This is a genomic window from Neisseria weaveri, assembly GCF_900638685.1.
Classification (GTDB): Bacteria; Pseudomonadota; Gammaproteobacteria; order Burkholderiales; family Neisseriaceae; genus Neisseria; species Neisseria weaveri.
Map to the genome: position 1 here is coordinate 1682031 of NZ_LR134533.1, position 20633 is coordinate 1702663.

The window sequence follows — 20633 nt, forward strand, 5'->3', positions numbered from 1 at the left end:
GGCCGTCTGAAAATAATTTGCACAGATATTCGTTTCGGCAGGAGTCTTGTGCTTCGGATAAGTAATATCGATTAACGGTTTGTGAAGAATATATGGATATTGTTTTATTGTTTAAGGCGCTGATTTTAGGCATTGTTGAAGGTTTGACCGAGTTTTTGCCTATTTCCAGTACAGGACATTTGATTGTGATTGGGGATTTGTTGAATTTCCACAGCAATGGCAAAGTTTTTGAAATCGCCATTCAGCTCGGTGCGGTGTTGGCGGTTATTTTTGAATACCGTAAGCGGTTTACTCATGTAGTCAGCCATATCGGGCGCGATCAAAAGGTGAACCGCTTTGTGTTGAATTTGGCTGTTGCCTTTATTCCTGCTGCCGTTGTCGGCTTGTTATTCAGCAAGCAGATTAAAACTTTTTTGTTTAATCCGATTACGGTGGCCGCCGCTTTGATTTTGGGCGGATTCTTTATTTTATGGGTCGAGCGTCGTCAAACCACCCGCAAACCGAAGGTAACCAATGTCGATGATATGCGTATCCGTGATGCTTTGGTGGTGGGGTGCGCTCAGATTTTCGCACTGGTTCCCGGTACTTCGCGTTCAGGCAGCACCATTATGGGCGGCATGTTGTGGGGTTTGGAGAGAAAGGTAGCAACGGAATTTTCCTTTTTCTTGGCGGTTCCGGTTATGATTGCGGCGACGACTTATGATGTGTTGAAGCATTACAAATTATTCAGCGCCCAAGATATCGGCTTGATTGTCGTTGGTTTTGTTGCTGCCTTTGTGGCAGGCTTGCTGGCGGTAAAAGCGTTGTTGAAATTTGTTTCTGCTAAGAATTATGTTCCGTTTGCTTATTACCGTATTGTTTTCGGCGGTTTGATTTTACTGACTTGGGCAATGGGTTGGGTTGAGTGGAACAGTTGAGAAAAGTCTAAGCTTTTATGGTTTGTTTTTTGAATCAACAGCAGGTTTATTTTTCAGACGGCCTTTCCGATGTGGTTTAACCGGAAAGGTCTTTTTATTGTGTGGTCGTAATCAATTTAATGGTTTCGTGTCGGAAAGCTTGGCGGTACTGCTTCGGCAAATCAAAATAAGCACGCGGAAAATAAAAATCCCTTAAGTTTTATCTTAAGGGATTTTTGCAAACTGGCACGCCCACGGGGATTCGAACCCCGGTTACCGCCGTGAAAGGGCGATGTCCTAGGCCTCTAGACGATGGGCGCTTACGGAAGTGCGTAACTATAGGTTAACCTTGACGTTTCGTCAACAGATTCGGCGGTTTGGGCTTTTATGTATATGTTTTCTATGAAAAGAAAATTTGTTTGAATCGGCGCGTGTTTTTCGGTTTTACGGCTGGGATTGGCGGCATGATTGGGGGCGCGGTATGCTGTATAATGCCGGGATTGTTTTGGATATATGTAAGGGGTGTTGCAATGTGGTTTAAACAAGTCAGTTTTTATCCGATTGCTGCCGATAAACTGCCGGATTTTGAAAAGATGGCGGAATTGTTGGCTCAATCTGAATTTACGCCGTGCGAGGGGTTGGACTGGTTTAGCGAAGGTTTTGCGGCACCGTTCGGTTTTTCGCCGGAGCTGGTTTTCCCTGCTGATTTTACCCTCCGGATATCATTGAAAAAAGAAGAGAAGGTATTGCCTGCCGGTGTGATTCGCGATTTGGTCGAAGAACGTGTGGCCGAGATTCAAAATGCTGAAGCGCGAAATGTCGGCCGCAAAGAAAAGCAGGAATTGAAAGAACAGATTACCGATGATCTTCTGCCACGTGCGTTTACGCGGAGCAGCCGTTGCCAAGCGGTGTTGGATTCAAAGCACGGTTATCTGTTTATCAATCATGCTGCGGCGACTAAAGCGGAAAATATGCTGACAAAATTGCGTGAAGCTTTGGGTGGTTTGGAGGCGCGTTTACCGGATACTCAGCAGTCGCCGTCTTCTTTGATGACGGAATGGTTGTTGCGCGGCGCGGCCGAAGGCGGCTTTGAGTTGGATAGCGATTGCGAGCTGAAAGGCGTGGGTGATATGGCACCGGTGATTAAGATATCCAAACAGGATTTGACTGCAGACGAAGTGGTGCAGCACGTGAAAAGCGGTAAAACGGTAACGCAGTTGGGCTTGGTGTGGCGCGAGCAAATCAGTTTTGTGTTGAGTCAGGATTTTACTCTGAAGCGGATCCGTTATTTAGATGTGTTGCAGGAAGAGGCGGAAGGGTATGCTGACGATGCGGCAGGTTTGGCATTTGCATCGCAGGTCTTGATGGCGGAAACGTTATCGGTCATGCTGGATGAATTGGCCGGCTATTTGGGCGGCTGGAAAATTTAAATAAATTGTCAGATACGCTGTGAGGCCGTCTGAAAAAATAAAATCAAGGATAGGAAAAACGATGAGTATTAAGTCTGACAAATGGATTCGGCGGATGAGTGAAGAACACGGCATGATCGAGCCGTTTGAGCCGAATCAGATTAAAGAAGTGAACGGGCAGAAAATCATTTCTTACGGTACATCCAGTTACGGTTACGATATCCGCTGTGCCAATGAATTTAAGATTTTTACCAATATCAACAGCACGATTGTCGATCCGAAAAACTTCGATACCCGTAACTTTGTAACGGTTGAAGACGATTACTGCATTATTCCGCCCAATTCGTTTGCTCTGGCCAGAACAGTGGAGTATTTCCGTATTCCGCGCAATGTATTAACGGTTTGTTTGGGTAAGTCGACTTATGCGCGTTGCGGAATTATTGTGAATGTTACGCCTTTCGAACCGGAATGGGAGGGCTATGTCACTTTGGAGTTTTCCAATACGACACCGCTGCCGGCCAAAATTTATGCCGGAGAAGGCGTGGCTCAAGTATTGTTTTTTGAAAGCGACGAAGTATGCGAAACGTCGTATAAAGACCGTAACGGCAAATATATGGGTCAAACCGGCGTAACTTTGCCGAAAACCTGACATAGAACATGGTTTCGGTTATATAAAAGCCCCTGATTTTTGGAATCAGGGGCTGATTGTTTAAATATAGAAATCCGCTTCCAACTCGCCGACGAAATCCTGAACCATTTCTTCCGAAGGTTTGGCTTTATTTTTACTGCCGACCATGCGGGCGGGTACGCCGACGACGGTGGTGAACGCCGGAACGTCATGAACGACCACGCTGCCGGCGCCGATTTTGGCGCACTCGTTGATACGGATGTTGCCGAGAATGGAAGCATTGGCACCAATCATCACGCCGTCGCTGACCTTCGGATGGCGGTCGCCGCTCTCTTTGCCCGAGCCGCCTAAAGTTACGCCGTGCAGAATAGAAATATCGTTACCCAATACGGCGGTTTCGCCGGCAACGAAACCAGTTGCATGGTCAAGCATCAGGCCGTGGCCAAAGCGGGCTGCAGGATGGATGTCTACGCCGAAAACTTCGGAGGAACGGTTTTGCAGGAAATAGGCCAAAGTTTTTCTGCCGTTTTCCCATAGCCAATGGTTGATACGGTGTGCCTGAATAGCGTGAAAACCTTTGAAATAGAGTAAGGGCAGCGAATATTCATCGCAAGCGGGGTCGCGGTCGTAGATGGCCAGCAGGTCTTTTTCAACTGCCGAAATGATGGCGGTATCGCTATTGAGTGCCTGTAAATAGACTTCAAACAGTGCGCGTGCGTCCATAATCGGGCTGGAAAGTTTGCTGGATAAATGGAATGCCAAAACAGCGTCTAAAGAATCATGTCGCAATACGGTTAAATGCAGGAAACTTGCGAGCATCGGTTCGGATGCGGCCGCTTGTTCCGCTTCGTTGCGGATGGTTTGCCATAAATCGAAGTTGTCCGGGCGGGTATTTTGTGCTGTTGTATTCATAGTCGAGGCCGTCTGAAAAATAATGGTTCGGCAGACTGCTGCGGATGAGTTTGTGCAGCTTGTCGGAATAAAAAGAATGCTTTAGGAAAGTATCATACGATAAAGCGGCGTTTATTGCAGCTGAAAAACCTGATTGGGTGTTTACTATAGCTTTAAAATACAGTGGCAATTATCTTAAAGAATGCATAAAAATTGAGAGATTTCTGCTGATATGAGAGCGGCGTATTGATGCTGGATTATAGTTTGATAAAAAAGGCCGTCTGAAAATTTCAGACGGCCTTTACCTCTATAACAATACAATATCGTATTGTTCTTGCGTATAAGTGGTTTCCACGGCCAGAGAAATCGGTTTGCCGATAAAGTCGATTAGCATGGCCAGAGATTGGGATTCTTCGTCGAGAAACAGGTCGATAACATTGGGAGCCGCCAAAATGCGGAAGTGTTGCGCGTCGTAACGGCGGGCTTCGCGTACGATTTCGCGTTGGATTTCGTAGCACACGGTTTGCGGGGTTTTGAGCTGGCCTCTGCCTTGGCAGGTTGGACAGGGTTCGCACAAAATCTGGCTTAGGTTTTCGCGTGTCCGTTTTCGTGTCAATTCCACTAATCCCAGACTGGTAAAGCCGTTCAGGGTAACTCGGGTTCGGTCGAAACTGAGGGCTTTGGCCAATTCCTGCAATACGGCTTCGCGGTGGGAATCTTGCGCCATATCGATAAAGTCGATGATGATGATGCCGCCGAGATTGCGCAAACGCAGTTCGCGTGCGATGGCGTGGCAGGCTTCGAGATTGGTACGGAAAATGGTTTCGTCGAAGTTGCGTGCGCCGACAAAGCCGCCGGTATTGACATCAATGGTGGTCATGGCTTCGGTGGATTCGATAATTAGATAGCTGCCGAAAGTCAGATTGACGCGTGGTTGTAGGGCGCGGCTGATTTCCTGTTCGATATTGTGGGTTTCAAACAGGGGGCGGTCGCCTTTGAACAGGTGGATTTTATCGACGGCGTTTTGAACATATTGTTCGGCCATCTGCATCATGCGGGTGTGGTTTTCTTTGGAGTCGACCAGAATTTCTCGGGTGTTGTCGCTGAACATGTCGCGCAGTACGCGCAGGCTTAAGGGTAGGTCTTGATAGAGCAGGGTTTCTGGCGGTTTGGTTTTGGCTTGATGCTGGATGTTTTCCCAGACTTTGGTCAGATAGTCGATATCGGCTTGAAGCTCTGCAAGAGTGGCGGTTTCTGCACTGGTGCGGATGATGTAGCCGTGACTGGCGTTTTCGGGCAGCAGGCTGAGCAGGCGGTCGCGCAGGTTGTTGCGTTCGTCTTCGTCTTCGATGCGTTGTGAAATGCCGATGTGGTCGTCTTGGGGCAGGTGGACTAAAAACCTTCCGGCCAATGAGATTTGGGTGGACAGCCTTGCTCCTTTGCTGTTGATGGGGTCTTTGATGACTTGTACCAATACGGATTGCCCTTCAAACAGCATGTGTTCGATACGTTGTGTTTCGTCCGGGTTTTGGCGTTGTTCGAGCACATCGACAATGTGGAGGAAGGCGGCGCGTTCCAAGCCGATGTCGATAAATGCACTTTGCATACCGGGCAGAACGCGGCGGACGATGCCTAAATAGATATTGCCGACCAAGCCGTGTCCGCTGTTGCGTTCGATATGCAGTTCGCAGATGTTGTTTTCTTCCAGAATGGCAACACGGGTTTCTTGGGGGGTGATGTTGACCAAAACCGTTTCCGGCGGCCTGATCACGTCTTTGGGTAACGGGATGCTGGGCAGCATATCAACCTCTTTGGATTTTAAAAATATTTTTGTCATCGGCTCTTGGGGTGGAAAAGCGGATGACAAAAATATTTTTTAAATGAACGGCGGATTTGCCGTGCGGATAAAAATTTTCAGACGGCCTGTATTATAGCGGAAGGCCGTCTGAAAAAAAATGTGAAAACTGAAACGGTTAGATTATATGACTATGGTATTTATTCTGGCGCGTGGAGTTTGGCACCGATGTTTTGCAGATCGGCCAGCATTTGTTCCCAAGCTTCATCTAAGAAACGGCAGGCTTCACCCTCGGCCTTGATGCCGAAATCGATATGAGGCGGCACGGTTTGACCGTTATCGTCGGTCCAACCGACGCTGGGCAGGCTGAACGAACGTATGCCGGGATAATTTGCTTCTACTTTTCTCATCAATGGTGCAACATGGGATTCGGGCAAGCCGAACACCCAAATCGAACGCTGGCTGCTTTCGGTTTGGTGGAAACGGTCGCTGTAATAGGTGTTTAACACCCATTCGGCCATCGGGTGTGCCATTACGGGGAAGCCCGGAAAAAAGTAGTGTTCGCGGATGGAGAAGCCGGCGATTTTGTTATACGGATTGGGAATCAAATCCGAACCTTCTGGGAAATCCGCCATCAGCAGGCGTTGTTTGTGAGCAGCGGAATCGAGTGTGTCGCCGCGCTCCAGAGTGCTTTCTTCGATAAAGGGAACGGCACCGGCATGGCGGACAATCATCAAGTCCAATGCGGCGGCAGCGGCTTGGCGGGTATGGTCGTCGGGTGTAGAGCCGATACCGCCGGTAACAAAGGTCGGGAGGCCGTCTGAAAAACTGCGGTTCAGCTGTTTGACCAGCAAGTCGTAATCGTCCGGAAGATATTGAACTTGGCCGAGTTTTAAGCCATGTTGTTCCAATAATGTTTTAAAAAACGCAAAATGTTTGTCTTGTCGGGTTCCGTGTAGAATTTCATCGCCGATAATAATAAGGTTGAAATATATCATGGCTGTCCTTTGCGGGGTAATGGGAATAAAAGGCCGTCTGAAACCGTTTCAGACTGGACTAATTGACTGATTTCCACAATAATAAACCGATTTTTACGATTATGCAGGCTGTTTGTACGGAGCTGTTTTTTGTGTTGCCCTTGCGGCAGGAAAACAGCTATTTGTGGAAGAGCCGATTTATACAGTTAAGGATTTGAAATGAGCAGTCAGAACCATACGATTTTGCAAAGTTTGCCCGTCGGTGCCAAAGTAGGTATCGCATTTTCAGGCGGCCTCGATACATCGGCCGCTTTGTTGTGGATGAAACTCAAAGGCGCGCTGCCTTATGCTTATACCGCGAATTTGGGTCAGCCGGACGAAGACGATTACGAAGCAATTCCGCGTAAAGCCAAAGAATACGGTGCAATCGAAGCGCGTTTGGTAGACTGCCGCAGCCAGTTGGCGCATGAAGGCATTGCCGCAATTCAGTGCGGTGCATTCCATGTAACCACCGGCGGCGTGCCTTATTTCAACACTACGCCTTTAGGCCGCGCCGTAACCGGTACTATGCTGGTGTCTGCCATGAAAGAAGACGACGTCAATATCTGGGGTGACGGTTCGACTTATAAAGGTAACGACATCGAGCGTTTCTACCGCTACGGCCTGCTGACTAATCCGAGCCTGCGTATCTACAAACCGTGGCTTGACCAAACCTTTATCGACGAATTGGGCGGCCGTCAGGAAATGAGCGAATTTTTGATTGCCAACGGCTTCGAATACAAAATGTCGGTTGAAAAAGCCTATTCCACCGACTCCAATATGCTCGGTGCCACCCACGAAGCCAAAGATTTGGAATTTTTGAACAGCAGCGTCAAAATCGTGAAGCCGATTATGGGCGTAGCATTCTGGGACGAAAATGTTGAAATTAAAGCAGAAGAAGTTACTGTGCGTTTTGAAGAAGGCGTGCCGGTAGCTTTGAACGGTAAAGAGTTTGCCGATCCTGTCGAGTTGTTCTTGGAAGCCAACCGCATCGGCGGCCGCCACGGTTTGGGCATGAGCGACCAAATCGAAAACCGTATCATTGAAGCCAAATCGCGCGGCATTTACGAAGCCCCGGGCATGGCTTTACTGCATATCGCTTATGAGCGTCTGGTTACCGGTATCCACAACGAAGATACCATCGAACAATACCGCATCAACGGCTTGCGCTTGGGCCGCTTGCTGTACCAAGGCCGCTGGTTTGATTCGCAATCTTTGATGTTGCGAGAAACCGCCCAACGCTGGGTAGCCCGTGCGATTACCGGCGAAGTCACTTTGGAGCTGCGTCGCGGTAACGACTATTCGATTCTGAACACCGAATCGCCGAATCTGACTTATCAACCCGAACGCTTGAGCATGGAAAAAGTGGAAAACGCCGCTTTCACACCGGCCGACCGTATCGGTCAACTGACTATGCGCAATCTGGATATTGTGGATACCCGTGCGAAATTGGGTATTTACTCGCAAAGCGGTTTGTTGGCTCTGGGCGAAGGTTCGGTGTTGCCGCAGCTGGGACATAAAAAATAAAGTTTGCATTGTATAGCTTGGGAAATACAAAGGCCGTCTGAAATTTCAGACGGCCTTTTATATTGACTGTTATTGTGTGAAAAGACTGATAAAAAAGCGGTAATGAAATAAGTATCGGAATACGGGCGAAGATTGGGAACAGACACTTTATTTTTATTGGATTGGTTATCAATATGAAAACCCGCCTTGATATTAAAGGCGGGTTGGTATTTGGTCGGAATGAGAGGATTCGAACCTCCGACCCCTTCGTCCCGAACGAAGTGCGCTACCGGGCTGCGCTACATTCCGAATTTATTAAGGTCTGAATTATAGTTTCCCAGCGTCAGTTTTGCAAGTCTCCAACGTATATTTAGATAGAGGCCGTCTGAAAATAAAATAATTTGAAAACTGAATCTATTCGGATATCCAAACCGGATTTATTGATGACGGCTTGAATCCGATACAAAATACGGCTAAGTATTTATCCGGCATGAAGGACAAAGATGGCCGGCCGTTTTTTCAGGTTAGGCAGTTGGCTCATTTTTTTCCAGTCGGATACTGATTTGCTGATAATGGTTTGTGTCGGCAGAGTCAGATCGCAAGCAACGCATAAACGCGTATCGCCATGTAGCGAAACGACCGCATCGGCAAGCAGGGCGTCATTCCGGTAGGGTGTTTCGATGAAAAGCTGGGTTTCGTTATGTTGGCGGGAACGCTGCTCCAAAGCCTTTATAGCTTGGATGCGTTCGGTTTTGTCGGTAGGCAGATAGCCTTTGAATGCGAAGTTCTGCCCGTTTGCACCTGAAGCCATCAAAGCCAGCAGCAGGCTTGAAGGGCCGACAAGAGGGCGGACTTCGAAACCGCGTTGATGAGCGAGTGCGACTAAATTGGCACCGGGATCGGCAACGGCAGGGCAGCCGGCTTCGCTGACAATTCCCATGCTTCTGCCTTCCTGCAGCGGTTTTAAAAGCTCGGGCAGTGTTTTTAAGTCGGTATGCTCGTTTAATGTTTGCAGATTTAATTCGCGGATCGGTGTGGTTACACCGAGATGTTTTAAGTGTGAGCGTGCGGTTTTTTCTGCTTCGACAACGAAATCGGTAAGCGAAACGATTTGAGATTGTTCGTGCGGAAGCAGGCAGGGTGTGTCAGGTTCGCCGAGCGGTGTCGGAATAAGATAGAGAATGGGATTCATGAAAGGATGTCTGTTAAGTCGTGTGGGATAAAGGTGTTCGGCCGGATGTTTAAGACAAAATGTCGACGCCTTCTTGTTGCAGGAAATCAATCAGCCTGAAAATCGGCAAACCGATTAGAGCGTTGGGATCGCTGCTGTGAATATGTTGTAATAATGCTGCACCCAAGCCTTCGCTTTTTGCTGCGCCGGCACAATACACCGCATCCGGCTCGCGTTGCAGATAAGCTGTCATTTGTTTATGGGTGAGCGCGCGCATACGCACAACGGTTTTATCGACATGCGTATGCATTCGGCCGGTTGCCGTATTGAGTAGGCAAAGTGCGCTGTAAAACTCAATATCGTTGCCGCTTAACTCTTGAAGCATTTGTTGTGCTTTTGCGACGTCCATCGGTTTGCCCAATTGGCGGTTATGGCACCAGGCAACTTGGTCTGCACCGATAATCAGTGCTTGGGGAAAACGTGCTGCCAGAGATTGTGCTTTGCCGACGGCCAAACGTAGGGCCGTTTCTTCTGCAGATTCGTTTGGCAGGGGCGTTTCGTCGCAATCGGGAGAGGCCGTCTGAAAATCCAAGCCCAAACGCGCCAACTGTTGTTGCCTGAAGACCGAGCTTGAGCCTAAAATAAGCGGTAGTTGCGTATTCATATGCGTAAAAACATTGACGTTAAACCTGTGAAATTATATCATACCCCGTTTATGTTAGACCCTATTTTGATTGACCCCGAAGTTTTCGCTTCCGAGAAGCAGGTGCTGCAAGGCACTGTGGAGCTGGGTGAGCTGGACGAACGAGTTTGGTCGCACGAATATTTGGCAGATAAGCAGACAAAAGTTTCCTATACGTTGACAGGTGGTTGCGATAGATTACAGCGTTTGTTTTTGGATTTGGCGCTTAAGGCGGATTTGCAGTTGTTTTGTCAGCGCTGTGTGAAGCCGATGCCTTATCTTATGGAAGAAAACAGCCGTATTGTTTTGTTTGCCGATGAAGACAGTTTGGACGAAGCCATGGTATCCGACGATGAATTGGAAGGTATGGTGAAAGTTGCTGAATTGGACGTGCGAACCTTAATCGAAGACCAAATGCTGATGGCTATGCCGTTTTCGCCCCGTCATGAAGACTGCGACAATATTGCGTTGGAAACCGTCAATCAAGACAAACCCAATCCGTTTGCCGTTTTGGCAGGGCTGAAAAGCAGCCGCTAACCGGTTTACAGTTTTACTTATATTTAGGAGCTTGAAATGGCCGTTCAACAAAATAAAAAATCTCCCTCTAAACGCGGTATGCACCGTTCTCACGATGCTTTGACTGCGCCTGCTTTGTCTGTTGACAGCGCTACCGGCGAAGTACACCGCCCACACCACATTTCACCAAACGGCATGTACCGTGGCCGTAAAGTGGTAAAAGCCAAAGGCGAATAATTTTTCATCCTTGCTTGAGAGGAAAGCCAGAAGATTGCGTTAACCTGCAATTACTGGCTTTTTTGCGTTAATCGATAAGCAGATTGCCGGTGCAGTCTGCAACCTTGGCCGGTGTGTTGAGTTATGAAAAAGAAAGTATGGTACACCTACGATGACATTCATCGAGTGATTAAACAACTTGCCGAAAAAATCAAAGCGTCAGATATTAAATATGACGCAATGATTGCAATCGGCGGCGGCGGTTTCATTCCTGCGCGTATGTTGCGCTGCTTTTTGGAAATTCCGATTTATGCGGTGACGACTGCGTATTACGACAGCGATAACGAAGGCCAAGTAACTGATGGTGTAAAAAAGGTTCAATGGTTGGATCCTCTGCCGGATGTTTTGGTGGGGAAAAATGTTTTGGTGGTCGATGAAGTAGATGACAGCCGGGTTACGCTTGAGTTTGTATTGAACGAGCTGTCGCATGAAGATTTTGCGCATATCGGTGTGGCTGTGTTGCACGAGAAAATCAAGGCGAAGGCAGGAAAATTGCCCGAACATATGCCTTATTTCAGCGGTATCACTGTGGAAGACTGGTGGATTAATTATCCTTGGGATGCCGATGATATCGACGAGCATAACCGCTTGGCGGCTGTGTCGGAATGATACTGAATTTTCAGACGGCCTTTATTGGATGGGAAAGTCTGAATCGGCCTGATTAGCAGGCAAAGCAGGAAAGGTGTTCGGTTTATTAGGATGACCGTGCCGTATTTTGCAGGTTTCACCTTTCCGGCGCACAGAATTTAAATCCGGAGAAATAAAAAATGATTACGTTGGCCGTTGATGCCATGGGGGGCGATGTCGGCTTGGCCGTTACCGTTCCCGGTGCGGTTGCTTTTTTAAAGCAGCAGCCTAATGCACGATTGATGATGGTGGGTGACGAACAACAGGTTCGTTCTGCGTTGGAATCTGCCAACGCACCTTTGGATCGTATTGAAATCGTTCATGCAAGCCAAGTAGTGGAAATGGATGAAGCCCCGCAATTGGCATTGAAAAACAAAAAAGATTCGTCTATGCGCGTAGCCATTAATCAGGTTAAAGAAGGCAAGGCGCAAGCTGCGGTTTCTGCAGGTAATACCGGTGCGTTGATGGCGACGGCGCGTTTTGTTTTGAAAACCATTCCGGGTATCGAGCGTCCGGCAATTGCCAAGTTTTTGCCTTCTGCGGGCAATCATATGACATTGATGTTGGATTTGGGCGCCAATGTGGATTGTACCGCAGAGCAGTTAGTACAATTTGCAGTGATAGGCAGCGAGTTGGTTCAAGCAATGAATCCCGAAAAAGGCATGCCCCGCGTCGGCTTGTTGAATGTCGGCACTGAAGATATCAAAGGTACGGATACTGTGAAGCAGACTTTCCGATTGCTGCAAGACAGTAATTTGAATTTTACAGGCAATGTCGAAGGTCATACTATTTTCAGCGGTGATGTCGATGTGGTAGTGGCTGACGGTTTTGTCGGAAACATTGTTTTGAAAACCATTGAAGGTGCAGTAAAGTTTATGGGTTCGGCCATCAAGCAGGAGTTTCAGAGCAACCTGTTTACCAAGGCTGCCGCGTTGGTGTCGCTACCTGCATTGAAAGGTTTCAAAAATAAGCTGGATCCGCGTAAATTTAACGGTGCAATCTTTTTGGGATTACGCGGCGTTGTGGTTAAAAGTCACGGCGGCACGGATGCGGTAGGTTTTACTTATGCATTGGAAGAGGCTTACCACGAAGCCAATGCGGACAGTATGGTCAGAATCGAGCAGGGTGTTGCAACACAGCTTGCGGTATTGGCGGAAAAGTGTTTGGAACGCGAACAGGCTAAAGCTGCTGATAATATTGAATAATGTTTTTAAATATACAAGGCCGTCTGAAATTCAGACGGCCTTTTTTTGATTTGGGTTAAAAATGTTAAGTTAAGTGTTTTATTATTAAGATAGATAATATACAATTTAGCTGTTACATTTGAGAATATTTTTAAGGTTATTTAAAAGTCGGTGATATAGTTTGTTTTTCGTATGGGAAAAACAGATAAATTGCCTTACAATATCGGTCATTTACTCGAATAACCGTAAAAGGCGACGACATGCGATATGCCAAAATTCTCGGAACCGGCAGTTATTTGCCCACAAACCGTGTCAGCAATGACGAATTAGCCAAAAGGGTCGACACTTCTGACGAGTGGATCACGACCCGTACCGGTATCAAATTCCGTCATATTGCCGATGAGCAGGAAAAGACCAGTGATTTGGCGGTTGCCGCTGCGCGCAAAGCGTTGGAAGCCGCAGACGTTAAGCCTGAAGAGATTGATCTGATTGTTTTGGCTACCGCTACGCCGGATATGCAGTTTCCTTCTACGGCTACGATTGTACAAAATAAATTAGGCATATCGGGTTGTCCTGCATTTGACGTTGCCGCAGTTTGTGCCGGTTTTATGTATGCTTTGAATACGGCACATGCTTATATTAAAAGCGGTATGGCACAAAAAGTGCTGGTTATCGGTGCTGAAGTGTTCAGCAGAATTTTGGATTGGAACGACCGCACGACATGTGTTTTGTTCGGTGACGGAGCCGGAGCGGTTGTTTTGGGTGCTTCCGAAGAGCCGGGCATTATTGCAGGCAAGCTTCAGGCTGACGGCAATTATCTGCCGTTACTGCAAGTGCCGGCACAGATGGCCGACGGCCAGGTATGCGGCACGCCTTTTGTAAAAATGGACGGGCCGGGAGTATTCAAATTTGCAGTAAAAACTTTGGCTAAAGTGGCCGAAGACGTTTTGACAGAGGCAGGTATGCCGGCAGACCAAGTGGATTGGATCGTTCCGCATCAGGCAAACAAGCGGATTATAGAAGCGACGGCCAAGCATTTGGGTCTGGGTATGGATAAAGTGATTCTGACGGTAGACGAGCATGCCAATACATCGGCAGCTTCGATTCCGTTGGCTTTGGACGCAGGTATTCGGGACGGACGTATCAAGCGCGGACAAAATCTGCTTCTTGAGGGAATCGGTGGCGGTTTCGCTTGGGGAGCGGTATTAGTCAGGTATTGATATATAGGTTGTAAAAAAAGGCCGTCTGAAATTTCAGACGGCCTTTTTTTATAACATTAATATTAAATCTTACGGACAGTCCTTTTGCCGTTTTACATAACAAGGCAGAAATAGGGTTGGATATTGATAAGCAGACAAAGTGTTTGGCTCAAGGGGAACATTTATGAAGAGCTGTGATTTTCCGTTTGCAGGCCATCAACCGCATTTTAGGTTGGCGCAGAACAGTCATGAGCATATAGAGGCAGCGGCAACAAGCCGTCTGCCCATGTTCCGTGAAGGCGTTAGTGTTAAAGTGCGCTTGAGCGAATGGGATTTGCAGTTGAACGGCGGCTTCGGTGTGCATGAGGCCGACCGTTCTGAGCCGGTTTTTGTGTTGGGTCAATTTTTGAACGACCAAACCCGTGTGCCGGAAGCAGGAGAGTGGTTGAAAGGGCGTTTGACACGTCACGATAATGGACAATGGATGATGGTGGATGTGGAAAACGTCAGCTATCAGGAAGTGCAGCAAACCATTCAGCGGCTTGAAAAAGAGCGGGCGTTACGTCAGCAGCAAAAGCAAGAAGAACAGGCCAAGCCGGCTGTAGTGAAAGAACCCGTTAAAATCCGGCATCCGTTTCCGGGTAATACGGTACTGCATGGTAAAATTATCCGCTGGGACGATAAAAAGAGCTGCGGATTTATTCAATCCGGCCCGGAATCCGAAGTGGTATTTTTCCATATTTCCGCTTTCCATTATCAGGGACGCAGACCCGAAGTCGGGCAGCAGGTTAGTTTCTATTGCGATTGGCCTATGACAGAAGGCCAGTTGCAGCGGGTAACGAGAGTGATGCTGCGCGAACACGAAATGGGATTGTTTAACGACAAACCGTATCAGCATACGCAGATACATAGAAATACTGTTCAAATCATGCTTCATATTGCTGTGGGTTTGATTTATTTGGCTTTAGTTGCAAGCATTTCTTTCAAGCTGGCGGCTTTTTACCTGCTGGCCAGCATTGTTGCATTGCTGGTTTACGGTTATGACAAAGGCTTGGCTGAGAGAAATGCGCGCAATACCGACCGCTACACACAACGCATTCCTGAAAGTTATCTGCATAATTTTGCATTTATAGGAGGCTGGCCGGGCGCCTTGACTGCACAGATTATTTTCCACCACAAACTGCGTAAAGCTGCCTTTATGCGGAAATTCTGGGTAACGGTGGCGGCGAATATTGCCATAACCTACATACTGCTGATACATTACGCGGACAGTCCTCTCGTATTATTCTTAAAAAATTAAAGGAATATCATGTCTTTTGCGTTTTTCTTTCCCGGACAAGGCTCGCAAAGCCTTAATATGATGAGCGGTTTCGAAGGTGTCGGCGTTGTAAAAGAAACTTTTGATGAAGCTTCGGCGGTATTAGGTCAAGATTTATGGGCGATGATGAACGGCGAAGATGCCGACTTAATCGGGCAAACCGTCAACACACAGCCTTTGATGCTGGCAGCCGGTGTGGCCACATATCGTGCATATTTGGAAGCCGGAGGAAAAACGCCGTCGGTGGTGGCAGGCCACAGTTTGGGTGAATATACCGCTTTGGTAGTCGCAGGTGCATTGAAGTTTGCCGATGCGGTCAAGCTGGTTCGTTTGCGTGCCGAATTGATGCAGAATGCCGTACCGCAAGGCGAGGGAGCAATGGCGGCCGTATTGGGCTTGGATGACGATGTGGTTCGTAAGATTTGTGCCGATTCTGCACAAGGTGATGTGGTAGAAGCGGTAAATTTCAATTCGCCCGGTCAAGTTGTGATTGCCGGCAGCGCTGCTGCGGTAGAGCGTGCGATGGCTGCTGCTAAGGAAGCCGGAGCGAAACGTGCTTTGCCGTTGCCTGTATCCGTACCTTCACATTGCAGCTTGATGAAACCGGCTGCAGACAAGTTGGCCGAAGCCTTGAAAGATATCGAAATCGGCAAACCGCAAATTCGGGTGATTCACAATGCCGACGTGGCATCTTACGATGATGCCGACAAGATCAAAGATGCGTTGGTACGCCAGCTGTACAGTCCGGTCCGTTGGACGGAAACCGTGAATGCGTTGGTTGAAGAGGGTATTACCGAGTCTGCCGAGTGCGGTCCGGGTAAGGTATTAGCCGGTTTGGCGAAGCGTATCAATAAAGAGGCGGTGTGTACTGCGTTGACTCAGTCTGAGCAGGTAGTCGCGTTTATTGAGGCTCACTAATCCTAATCGGTTTGTCTGATCAATAAAACAGATAAATCAAAGGCCGTCTGAAAACTTCAGACGGCCTTTGATTTATACGTTAAAAAAATTGCAGGATGTCTTGGGCAATTATTTATGTTTTAAATGGTATGTTTAAAATCCAATCAGAGTATCTGCTTGAATAAAATTGCGAAAAGGCCGTCTGAAATTTTCAGACGGCCTTTTCATCCTACAATTTTAGATAATGTACCATTATTTAGCCAGTTTGGCGGTTGCGGCTTTATCCAGTTTGCAGTATTTGGTTACGATTTGCGAAACCTGTGTTTTTTTGCCGTTCACAACTTCAACGGCTTCCTGAGTCAGCATATTGCCGTCTACTTTATCGAGATTGGCAGCATCGGCTTTCTCGGCGCTCCAAGTAATGCCTTGATTGGCAAAGGTGTTGCTGTCGGTTTGACTGTTTACGCGGAACAGTACGGGAGATGCTTTTTCGCGGAACAGCACTTGCGCTACGACCACTTCGTTTTTGCTGATGCCGTATGTAACGCGCAGTTTTTCTTTACCTGAAGGACCGCAGGCGTAAGCAACTTCTTTTGATGCTTCGATTTTTACGGATTCGTTAGATGCTTTGGGAGCCGTTTGTGCGGCCGTAGCTTTGGCGGCATCGGCTTTAACGGGTTTTTGCATCGGCGTGCTGCATGCGGTCAGGGTAGCCATCAAAATCGCGGCAGGTACTAAAGTTTTCAGCATTTCAATTCCTTTTGGTAGATTCAATCTCAAAAAATAATGATACAAACGCTATGCCTGTCAGCAGGCTTTCGTGGCTTAACGTAACAGAAAAACGCTTTTTTGTCTTGTCTGTATCTGGCGAAACGGAAGCGGATAGAGGGAGAAAAGCCTGTTTTTGTCTTCTATGATAATGATTTAAATGGTTATTTTGTTTGAGTTTAAAGGTGGGTTAAATTTAATCGTCAAAAGTTAAATTCAATCAAAAAACGCCGAATAAAGCGGTTATGATGAATTTAGACAAAGTGTATAAAATTTTTTATATTAATTCGATAAAATAAAAACATAAAATAATTAATTGCCAATTTGTCTGATTTGGGTATAATCGCCATTATAAATTATAAAATGCCATCGTATTTAGACAAAGGGCTTGTATGCAATTAGACATTGACCGCTTAATCGCCTATTTCGGCGGAGTGAATGCTTTAGCCGAAGCATTAAAAGAGCATGATCCGGAACAGGCAGCCAGTACCGCAGCAATCTATAAATGGCGGACTCGGGGTTCTTTGCCGCTCAACCAGTTGCAGAAGCTGGTTTCTTTGGCAGAAGTACAAGGCAGACCGTTGGATTTAAATGCTTTTCTACAACAACAAAACAATCTGGAGAAACAAACCATGCCGCAAGACAACCGTATCATTATTTTTGATACCACGCTGCGTGACGGTGAGCAGTCACCGGGTGCAGCCATGACTAAAGAGGAAAAAATCCGTATTGCCCGTCAACTGGAAAAATTGGGCGTTGATGTGATTGAAGCAGGCTTTGCCGCTGCGAGTCCGGGCGATTTTGATGCCGTCAACAGCATTGCCAAAGTGTTGACGACGGCAACCGTATGTTCGTTGGCACGTGCAACCGAGCGCGATATCCGTGCAGCAGGCGAAGCGGTTCAACCTGCGGCCAAACGCCGTATCCATACCTTTATCGCAACCAGTCCGCTGCATATGGAACATAAGCTGAAAATGAAGCCGGAGAAAGTGTTGGAGTCTGCGGTTAAAGCGGTGAAACTGGCTAAAGAATATACGGATGACGTGGAGTTTTCTTGTGAAGACGCTTTGCGTTCCGATATCGATTTTCTTGCACAAGTGTGCAGCGCGGTGATTGAAGCAGGTGCAACCACCATCAATATTCCGGATACGGTAGGTTATTCCGTTCCGCACCGTACCGAAGCCTTCTTCCGCGAGTTGATCAGTAAAACGCAAGGCAGCGATAAAGTGGTTTGGTCCGCACACTGCCATAATGACTTGGGTTTGGCGGTAGCCAATTCTTTGGCGGCGGTGTTGGGCGGCGCCAGACAAGTGGAATGTACCATCAACGGCTTGGGCGAGCGTGCGGGTAATGCCAGCTTGGAAGAAGTGGTGATGACTTTCAAAACGCGTCATGACGTTTTCGGGTTGGAAACCGGTATCGACACCACTCAGATTGTGTCGACTTCCAAACTGGTGTCGACGGTTACCGGTTATCCTGTTCAGCCGAATAAGGCGATTGTGGGTGCGAATGCGTTTGCACACGAATCCGGCATCCATCAGGACGGTGTATTGAAGCACCGTGAAACCTATGAAATCATGTCTGCCGAATCAGTAGGTTGGGCGGCTAACCGCCTGACTTTGGGCAAACTGTCCGGCCGCAATGCGTTTAAAACCAAACTGCAGGATTTAGGTATCGACCTGGGCAGCGAAGAGGCTTTGAATGCCGCATTTGCCCGCTTTAAAGAGTTGGCAGATAAGAAACGTGAGATTTTTGACGAAGATCTGCATGCGCTGGTGTCGGATGAAATGGTGAATCTTTCTCAAGACCACTACAAATTTGTATCGCAAAAGATTACAACCGAAACCGGCGAGCAACCTGCGGCCGAAATCGTATTTACTGTAAACGGTATCGAGCACCGCGCAACGGCAACCGGCTCCGGCCCGGTAGATGCGATTTTCAAGGCCATCGAGAGCGTGGCCAACAGTGGTGCGACTTTGCAGATTTATTCTGTGAATGCGGTAACGCACGGCACGGAAAGCCAAGGTGAAACGGCAGTACGCTTGGCTCGAGGGGGTCGTGTTGTGAATGGTCAGGGCGCGGATACCGATGTATTGGTGGCAACTGCCAAAGCTTATCTGTCTGCGTTGAGCAAATTGGAATTCGGTACGGAAAGAATTAAGGCTCAAGGCGATATTTGATGATTGTCTGACCGGTGCCGATAATGATGAGGCCGTCTGAAAATTTCAGACGGCCTTGTTTCTTTTGCTTTGAGATGTTGAACGGTTTGATCTGTCCGCGTTAATCGTTAAAAGCGTTTTATATATTATCAACAATAAAAAACTGCGTTTTCCGACCCAATCTGTTTTTTGCCGGAAACCGCAGTTTTTCAGACGGCCTCAAAATTATTTGAAGCCGTTTGCCGTTTGATGATTATTTAGGACGGCGGAAGGTATCATGACAGGCTTTGCAGCTCGCGCCGACTTCGCCGTAAGCTACTTTAATGTCTTCTAGATTGCCGCTTTGTGCTGCGGTATTCAGTTTTTCTACGGCAGCGTGGAATTTTTCTTCTTCAGCTTTAAATTGCTCGGTTTTTTCCCAAGTTACCGGCAAAGTATCACCGTCGCCTTGTTCGTCTTTTTGGAAATGCTCAAACGGTTTTTTGCTTTCTACGGCAAATTCAGCGGCGGCGGTTTTGAATTTTTCAACTTCGTAGGCTTCTTCGCCTTTAACCATTTTGCCCATGCTGCTGAAGTTCGGCATCATGGCTTTGAATGCAGTGGTGCGGGCTTCGGAAATCGGGCCTTTGGCGACTTCGGGGGCAGGGTTGCCGCAAGCGGCCAAAGTGAATAATGCAGCGGCAGACAAGGCAGCCAGAGTTAGCTTGGTTTTCATGGTTTTAGTTTCCTTGTGGTATTATTTTGTTCGATTGGGTCGATATGATACCTGAGTCTGATGTTAAGAAATGCAAGGAGAGATAAATGGCTGTTTTAATTACAGGGGCGTCGGCCGGCTTCGGCGAAGAAATGTGCCGTGTGTTTGTGGAAGCAGGCTATGATGTGATCGGTGCTGCGCGGCGTTTGGATAAACTCGAAGTGATGAGAAGCGAGTTGGGCGAGCGTTTTTATCCGTTGCAGATGGATATGGCCGACACGGTTTCGATTGACTCGGCTTTGGCTTCTTTGCCGGAAGGATTTAAAAATATCGACTGTTTGATTAACAATGCCGGTTTGGCTTTGGGCTTGGATCCTGCTGCGGAAGCGGATTTCGCTGACTGGCAGACGATGATTCAAACCAATATCATCGGTTTGACATATTTGACGCGCCAAGTGTTGCCGAAAATGGTTGAGAAAAAACAGGGATATATCATTAATTTGGGTTCGATTGCGGGAACGTATCCCTACCCGGGCGGTAATGTTTACGGAGCGACTAAAGCGTATGTGCGCCAATTCAGCCTGAATTTGCGTGCGGATTTGGCGGGAACGGGCGTGCGTGTCAGCAACATCGAGCCGGGCTTATGCGGTGATACCGAGTTTTCAAACGTGCGTTTTAAAGGTGATGACGAACGTGCGGCCAAGTTGTATGAAAATGTGGAATTTATCCGTCCGCGCGATATTGCAGAAACGGCTTTGTGGCTGTACCGCCGTCCGGCGCATATGAATGTGAATGCGATTGAAATCATGCCGGTGGCTCAGAGCTTCGGTGCGTTGCCGGTGTTCCGTAAAGCGGCCGTGCCGGCGGAGACGGGCAGCGATTTCGATAAACGCAGTACATCGCTGTTCCAGAAAATTAAAGGCTGGTTTAAATAATCGGACGAAACGGTTTGCAGTATTAAATAAAGTGAATAGGGTAAACCGGTTTATCCATTGAAGTAA

The 20633-nt window shown here is 47.7% G+C and carries 20 protein-coding genes and 2 tRNA genes; 13 read left to right on the plus strand and 9 right to left on the minus strand.

Going from position 1 to position 20633, the window contains the following annotated elements; all coding sequences use genetic code 11:
• Nucleotides 1–92 precede the first annotated feature (92 nt).
• Nucleotides 93–917, plus strand: a complete 825-nt coding sequence (locus EL309_RS08155) for an undecaprenyl-diphosphate phosphatase (protein WP_004283520.1) — start codon at nucleotides 93–95, stop codon at nucleotides 915–917.
• A 223-nt stretch (nucleotides 918–1140) separates the two neighbouring features.
• On the opposite strand, the gene EL309_RS08160 is transcribed toward EL309_RS08155, so the two are convergent.
• Nucleotides 1141–1216 (minus strand) — tRNA-Glu (locus tag EL309_RS08160).
• Nucleotides 1217–1426: 210 nt separating this feature from the next.
• On the opposite strand from EL309_RS08160, the gene EL309_RS08165 reads away from it, so the two are divergent.
• Nucleotides 1427–2326, plus strand: coding sequence for a recombination-associated protein RdgC (locus EL309_RS08165; protein ID WP_040669716.1), 900 nt, complete (start codon nucleotides 1427–1429; stop codon nucleotides 2324–2326).
• Between the two features lie 61 nt (nucleotides 2327–2387).
• On the plus strand, nucleotides 2388–2954 hold the full coding sequence (dcd, locus tag EL309_RS08170; protein ID WP_036494504.1) for a dCTP deaminase: 567 nt from the start codon (nucleotides 2388–2390) through the stop codon (nucleotides 2952–2954).
• 60 nt (nucleotides 2955–3014) lie between these two features.
• Here dcd and cysE read toward each other — a convergent pair whose 3' ends face one another.
• From cysE to EL309_RS08185, 3 genes are all read right to left on the minus strand, one after another.
• Complete coding sequence (gene cysE, locus EL309_RS08175) at nucleotides 3015–3845, minus strand: serine O-acetyltransferase (RefSeq protein ID WP_004283523.1); 831 nt, start codon at nucleotides 3843–3845, stop codon at nucleotides 3015–3017.
• Between the two features lie 286 nt (nucleotides 3846–4131).
• Nucleotides 4132–5625: a ribonuclease G gene (gene rng / locus EL309_RS08180; protein ID WP_036494515.1), complete on the minus strand. Its 1494-nt coding sequence runs from the start codon at nucleotides 5623–5625 to the stop codon at nucleotides 4132–4134.
• Nucleotides 5626–5819: 194 nt separating this feature from the next.
• Entirely contained in the window at nucleotides 5820–6617 is a 798-nt protein-coding gene (locus tag EL309_RS08185) for a competence/damage-inducible protein A (RefSeq protein WP_004283526.1), read from the minus strand.
• A 198-nt stretch (nucleotides 6618–6815) separates the two neighbouring features.
• Here EL309_RS08185 and argG point away from each other — a divergent pair, with 198 nt between their 5' ends.
• Nucleotides 6816–8162, plus strand: a complete 1347-nt coding sequence (gene argG, locus EL309_RS08190; RefSeq protein WP_004283529.1) for an argininosuccinate synthase — start codon at nucleotides 6816–6818, stop codon at nucleotides 8160–8162.
• A 211-nt stretch (nucleotides 8163–8373) separates the two neighbouring features.
• Here the strand turns inward: argG and EL309_RS08195 are convergent.
• The 3 genes from EL309_RS08195 to EL309_RS08205 all read right to left on the minus strand — a co-directional run bounded on the left by EL309_RS08195 (nucleotide 8374) and on the right by EL309_RS08205 (nucleotide 9976).
• Nucleotides 8374–8450, minus strand: a tRNA-Pro gene (locus tag EL309_RS08195).
• Between the two features lie 172 nt (nucleotides 8451–8622).
• Complete coding sequence (locus EL309_RS08200) at nucleotides 8623–9333, minus strand: SAM-dependent methyltransferase (protein ID WP_004283530.1); 711 nt, start codon at nucleotides 9331–9333, stop codon at nucleotides 8623–8625.
• A 49-nt stretch (nucleotides 9334–9382) separates the two neighbouring features.
• Nucleotides 9383–9976, minus strand: a complete 594-nt coding sequence (locus EL309_RS08205) for a Maf family protein (RefSeq protein ID WP_050793675.1) — start codon at nucleotides 9974–9976, stop codon at nucleotides 9383–9385.
• 51 nt (nucleotides 9977–10027) lie between these two features.
• On the opposite strand from EL309_RS08205, the gene EL309_RS08210 reads away from it, so the two are divergent.
• From EL309_RS08210 to fabD, 7 genes are all read left to right on the plus strand, one after another.
• On the plus strand, nucleotides 10028–10531 hold the full coding sequence (locus tag EL309_RS08210) for a YceD family protein (RefSeq protein ID WP_036494517.1): 504 nt from the start codon (nucleotides 10028–10030) through the stop codon (nucleotides 10529–10531).
• 36 nt (nucleotides 10532–10567) lie between these two features.
• Complete coding sequence (gene rpmF, locus EL309_RS08215) at nucleotides 10568–10747, plus strand: 50S ribosomal protein L32 (RefSeq protein WP_004283533.1); 180 nt, start codon at nucleotides 10568–10570, stop codon at nucleotides 10745–10747.
• A gap of 123 nt (nucleotides 10748–10870) precedes the next feature.
• Nucleotides 10871–11395 (plus strand): phosphoribosyltransferase, encoded by a 525-nt coding sequence (locus EL309_RS08220; protein WP_036494506.1) that lies wholly within the window; start codon nucleotides 10871–10873, stop codon nucleotides 11393–11395.
• A gap of 158 nt (nucleotides 11396–11553) precedes the next feature.
• Nucleotides 11554–12618, plus strand: coding sequence for a phosphate acyltransferase PlsX (gene plsX / locus EL309_RS08225; RefSeq protein WP_004283535.1), 1065 nt, complete (start codon nucleotides 11554–11556; stop codon nucleotides 12616–12618).
• Nucleotides 12619–12857: 239 nt separating this feature from the next.
• Entirely contained in the window at nucleotides 12858–13817 is a 960-nt protein-coding gene (locus EL309_RS08230) for a beta-ketoacyl-ACP synthase III (protein ID WP_004283536.1), read from the plus strand.
• Between the two features lie 163 nt (nucleotides 13818–13980).
• Entirely contained in the window at nucleotides 13981–15096 is a 1116-nt protein-coding gene (locus EL309_RS08235) for a DUF1294 domain-containing protein (RefSeq protein WP_004283537.1), read from the plus strand.
• 9 nt (nucleotides 15097–15105) lie between these two features.
• Nucleotides 15106–16032: an ACP S-malonyltransferase gene (fabD, locus tag EL309_RS08240; protein WP_004283538.1), complete on the plus strand. Its 927-nt coding sequence runs from the start codon at nucleotides 15106–15108 to the stop codon at nucleotides 16030–16032.
• 231 nt (nucleotides 16033–16263) lie between these two features.
• Here fabD and EL309_RS08245 read toward each other — a convergent pair whose 3' ends face one another.
• On the minus strand, nucleotides 16264–16761 hold the full coding sequence (locus EL309_RS08245) for a hypothetical protein (RefSeq protein WP_004283539.1): 498 nt from the start codon (nucleotides 16759–16761) through the stop codon (nucleotides 16264–16266).
• A 410-nt stretch (nucleotides 16762–17171) separates the two neighbouring features.
• On the opposite strand from EL309_RS08245, the gene EL309_RS08250 reads away from it, so the two are divergent.
• Nucleotides 17172–18959: a 2-isopropylmalate synthase gene (locus tag EL309_RS08250; RefSeq protein WP_004283540.1), complete on the plus strand. Its 1788-nt coding sequence runs from the start codon at nucleotides 17172–17174 to the stop codon at nucleotides 18957–18959.
• A 232-nt stretch (nucleotides 18960–19191) separates the two neighbouring features.
• Here the strand turns inward: EL309_RS08250 and EL309_RS08255 are convergent, their stop codons facing one another.
• Entirely contained in the window at nucleotides 19192–19653 is a 462-nt protein-coding gene (locus tag EL309_RS08255) for a c-type cytochrome (RefSeq protein ID WP_004285697.1), read from the minus strand.
• An 86-nt stretch (nucleotides 19654–19739) separates the two neighbouring features.
• Here EL309_RS08255 and EL309_RS08260 point away from each other — a divergent pair, with 86 nt between their 5' ends.
• Nucleotides 19740–20567, plus strand: a complete 828-nt coding sequence (locus EL309_RS08260; protein ID WP_004283543.1) for an SDR family oxidoreductase — start codon at nucleotides 19740–19742, stop codon at nucleotides 20565–20567.
• Nucleotides 20568–20633: the final 66 nt, after the last annotated feature.

Bases quoted from the DNA above. Each gene is read 5' to 3' on its own strand.
- EL309_RS08210 (WP_036494517.1), top strand. From the start codon at position 10,028: ATGTTAGACCCTATTTTGATTGACCCCGAAGTTTTCGCTTCCGAGAAG.
- EL309_RS08235 (WP_004283537.1), top strand. From the start codon at position 13,981: ATGAAGAGCTGTGATTTTCCGTTTGCAGGCCATCAACCGCATTTTAGG.
- EL309_RS08205 (WP_050793675.1), bottom strand. From the start codon at position 9,976: ATGAATACGCAACTACCGCTTATTTTAGGCTCAAGCTCGGTCTTCAGG.
- EL309_RS08220 (WP_036494506.1), top strand. From the start codon at position 10,871: ATGAAAAAGAAAGTATGGTACACCTACGATGACATTCATCGAGTGATT.
- fabD (WP_004283538.1), top strand. From the start codon at position 15,106: ATGTCTTTTGCGTTTTTCTTTCCCGGACAAGGCTCGCAAAGCCTTAAT.
- EL309_RS08250 (WP_004283540.1), top strand. From the start codon at position 17,172: ATGCAATTAGACATTGACCGCTTAATCGCCTATTTCGGCGGAGTGAAT.
- EL309_RS08255 (WP_004285697.1), bottom strand. From the start codon at position 19,653: ATGAAAACCAAGCTAACTCTGGCTGCCTTGTCTGCCGCTGCATTATTC.
- EL309_RS08245 (WP_004283539.1), bottom strand. From the start codon at position 16,761: ATGCTGAAAACTTTAGTACCTGCCGCGATTTTGATGGCTACCCTGACC.
- EL309_RS08260 (WP_004283543.1), top strand. From the start codon at position 19,740: ATGGCTGTTTTAATTACAGGGGCGTCGGCCGGCTTCGGCGAAGAAATG.
- EL309_RS08155 (WP_004283520.1), top strand. From the start codon at position 93: ATGGATATTGTTTTATTGTTTAAGGCGCTGATTTTAGGCATTGTTGAA.
- EL309_RS08230 (WP_004283536.1), top strand. From the start codon at position 12,858: ATGCGATATGCCAAAATTCTCGGAACCGGCAGTTATTTGCCCACAAAC.
- EL309_RS08165 (WP_040669716.1), top strand. From the start codon at position 1,427: ATGTGGTTTAAACAAGTCAGTTTTTATCCGATTGCTGCCGATAAACTG.
- plsX (WP_004283535.1), top strand. From the start codon at position 11,554: ATGATTACGTTGGCCGTTGATGCCATGGGGGGCGATGTCGGCTTGGCC.
- EL309_RS08200 (WP_004283530.1), bottom strand. From the start codon at position 9,333: ATGAATCCCATTCTCTATCTTATTCCGACACCGCTCGGCGAACCTGAC.
- EL309_RS08185 (WP_004283526.1), bottom strand. From the start codon at position 6,617: ATGATATATTTCAACCTTATTATTATCGGCGATGAAATTCTACACGGA.
- dcd (WP_036494504.1), top strand. From the start codon at position 2,388: ATGAGTATTAAGTCTGACAAATGGATTCGGCGGATGAGTGAAGAACAC.
- argG (WP_004283529.1), top strand. From the start codon at position 6,816: ATGAGCAGTCAGAACCATACGATTTTGCAAAGTTTGCCCGTCGGTGCC.
- cysE (WP_004283523.1), bottom strand. From the start codon at position 3,845: ATGAATACAACAGCACAAAATACCCGCCCGGACAACTTCGATTTATGG.
- rng (WP_036494515.1), bottom strand. From the start codon at position 5,625: ATGCTGCCCAGCATCCCGTTACCCAAAGACGTGATCAGGCCGCCGGAA.
- rpmF (WP_004283533.1), top strand. From the start codon at position 10,568: ATGGCCGTTCAACAAAATAAAAAATCTCCCTCTAAACGCGGTATGCAC.